2 protein-coding genes and 1 tRNA gene are annotated in these 2,867 nt (G+C 68.2%); 1 reads left to right on the top strand and 2 read right to left on the bottom strand.

All coding sequences use genetic code 11. From position 1 onward, the window contains the following. Positions 1 to 182: 182 nt before the first annotated feature. Positions 183 to 257 (bottom strand) — tRNA-Asn (locus AC6RA4_RS24620). 129 nt (positions 258 to 386) lie between these two features. Then, complete coding sequence (locus AC6RA4_RS24625; protein WP_500164820.1) at positions 387 to 1,301, bottom strand: MBL fold metallo-hydrolase; 915 nt, start codon at positions 1,299 to 1,301, stop codon at positions 387 to 389. A 42-nt stretch (positions 1,302 to 1,343) separates the two neighbouring features. On the opposite strand from AC6RA4_RS24625, the gene AC6RA4_RS24630 reads away from it, so the two are divergent. Further along, complete coding sequence (locus tag AC6RA4_RS24630; RefSeq protein ID WP_500164822.1) at positions 1,344 to 2,624, top strand: ATP-binding protein; 1,281 nt, start codon at positions 1,344 to 1,346, stop codon at positions 2,622 to 2,624. Positions 2,625 to 2,867: the final 243 nt, after the last annotated feature.

Consider the following 2,867-nt stretch of genomic DNA (forward strand, 5'->3'; position numbering starts at 1 on the left):
CGGGCGGCGCTGGACGTAGCGTGGCAGTTTCATGCCGAGATCATCAGTCGTCATGCGGCCGACAGTTAGCCTGTTCGCGACGCGATGGGTACCGTTTCTGACGTGAAAGGGTCCAAAAAGGGTCCGCTGAGAACCGCCAAATTCCCTATTTTATTGGACTTTATCCAGAATTCTAGGGAAGTTGGCTCCGGCGGTAGGGATCGAACCTACGACCAATTGATTAACAGTCAACTGCTCTACCGCTGAGCTACGCCGGAACTTTTGCTTTGGAGCGCCTTGCCCCGTTGCCGGGGCGCCGCGTCCTGCGGTGTGTGGGGCGTATAGCAATCGCGACTCCGGGCGTCCAGAGGGTTTTTGGAATTTTGCAGGATTTTTTTGCGCTTCCGTTAAGTCGCTTCAAACATTGCCTTTTCCGACAGTTCCGTCAGCGCACGGGCGCGGCCGGAGGCTTGCAGATCAATGAGATGCGCCAGCACGTTGCGGGTCGCGGCGGGCAGCAGGGCGGCCGGGGTCTCGGTGTAGATGCGCGCCGCGAGACCGGCCGCATCCGATGCGCCGGCGCGCAGCGCCGCAAGGATCTGCGCCTCGCGCATCAGGCGGTGATCGCGCAGCTCTGCGAGGCGGTCGGCCGGGGTCGTGACCGGCGCGCCGTGACCGGGGTGGAACGCAGACCAGCGCCGCTCTGACAGCCGCGCCAGAGAGGACATGAAGGCGGTGAGATCGCCGTCGGGCGGCGAGACCAGCGAGCTCGCCCAGCCCATCACCACGTCGCCCGAGAACAGCAGCTCGTCCCAGGCGAAGCCCAGGTGGTTGCCGAAATGGCCCGGGGTGTGCAGCGCCTCGAGCTGCCAGCCGTCGCCCTGCACCACATCGCCATCCGCGAGGCAGAGGTCTGGCGCAAAGCCCGCGTCAACGCCCTCGCCGCCACCGACCATGCCGCTCTCGGAGAGCGCCTGCATCGCCGCGGACCGGCCCGAGGCGGCGTCGCCGAAGGCCAGCACCGGCGCGCCGGTGGCCTCGGCGAGCGGGCGGGCGAGGGGAGAGTGATCGAGATGGGCGTGCGTGACGAGAATATGCGTGATCCGCTGTCCGGGGGCTACCGCCGCGAGAATGGCGTCGAGATGAGGCGCGAGCAGCGGGCCCGGATCGATCACCGCAAGCCCGCGCGTGCCCAGGAGATAGGTGTTGGTGCCGCGATAGGTCATCGGCGAGGCGTTCGGCGCCAGGATCCGGCGCAGGCCGGGGGCGAGGGTCTCGGGCACGCCGGGGAGGGGGCGAAAATCCGGTTGCGGGTCCTGCATCTTTCGGGGCTTTCTGGCTGACAGTCGCACCAGAGGTAACGCATGTCCTTCCAATGGCTCAAACGCTATGTGCCCCGCGGTCTCTACGGGCGGGCGGCGCTGATCCTGATCCTGCCGGTGGTGACGTTGCAACTGGTGGTCTCGGTGGTCTTCGTGCAACGCCATTTCGAGGGGGTGTCGAGCCAGATGAGCCGCGACCTCGCCCGCGAGATCAAGCTGGTGCTCGAGCATCCGGAGCTGGCGCCGGCGCTGGATCTGACCCTGACACAGGTCGACGAGAGCGCCTTGCCCGAGGACAGCCAGCGGCGCTGGTTCGACTTTTCGGGGCTGGTGGTGACGCAGACGCTGGAGCGGGCGATTCCGGGGCTCGAGCGGATCCTGCTGCCCGACGATTTCGACGTCGTGCTCTATGTGCGCGGCGACGACGGTCTCACCGAGGTGCAGGTGCTGCGCCGCCGGGCCTCGCCGACCAACGCGCACCAGCTGTTCGTCAACATGATGGTGTTCGGCGTGCTGATGACGCTGATCGCCTTTCTCTACCTGCGCAACCAGCTTCGGCCGATCACCCGTCTCGCGCAGGCGGCAGAGGCGTTCGGGCGGGGCCGGCATGCGCCCTACGCGCCCTCCGGCGCGGTCGAAGTGCGGGCTGCGGGCAACGCTTTTCTCGACATGCGCAACCGGATCGAGCGGCAGATCGAGCAGCGCACGATGATGCTGTCGGGGGTGAGCCACGACCTGCGCACGCCGCTGACGCGGCTGCGGCTCGGGCTGTCGATGCTCGACGACGAAGACCGCGAGCCGCTGGAGCGCGATGTCGAGGACATGCAGCGCTTGATCGACGCCTTTCTCGACTTCGCGCGCGGAGACGCGCTGACCGCGGCGGCCGAACCCACCGATCCGGTGGCGCTGGCCGAGAGCGTGGTCGAGGACGCGCAGCGCGGCGGGCGGCAGGTGCGGCTGGCGCAGGTCGAGGGCGAGGGCGAGGTGTCGCTGCGGCCGGTGGCGATGCGGCGGGCGCTCGAGAATCTCGTCGGCAACGCGGTGCGCTACGGCACACGATGCGAGGTTTCGGTGACGCTCAGCGACAAGAGCCTGCGGCTCCGGGTCGAGGATGACGGGCCGGGGATTCCCGCCGACCGGCGCGAGGAGGCGCAGCGGCCTTTCGTGAGGCTCGATCCCTCGCGCAACCAGGACAAGGGGCCCGGCGTGGGGCTGGGGCTCGCCATCGCGGCGGATATCGCGCGGGCGCATGGCGGTGTGCTTCGGCTGGGCGAGAGCGAGACGCTGGGCGGGCTGCGCGCCGATATCGTCATCGCGCGCTGACACGCCGGGGCGGTCCCGCCGCAATTCGTCGAGAAAAGAGCCGCGCTGCCCGAGTGTTTCCCGAATTTCGTCAGAGAGCTGCACCGAATCTCTCTCATAAGGGTGGGTGCCGGTCGGCGCCGAAGGGACGGCCGGCACCATGTCCCTCTCGTGTCGGGGCGTTTGTGGTCGTGTAGGTCCGCAGCGCTCTGGCCCGTCGGTCCGGGCACCGGCCGGTCTTTCCGGTGCCCGGACATCCCCGGC

Source organism: Salipiger sp. (assembly GCF_059781815.1).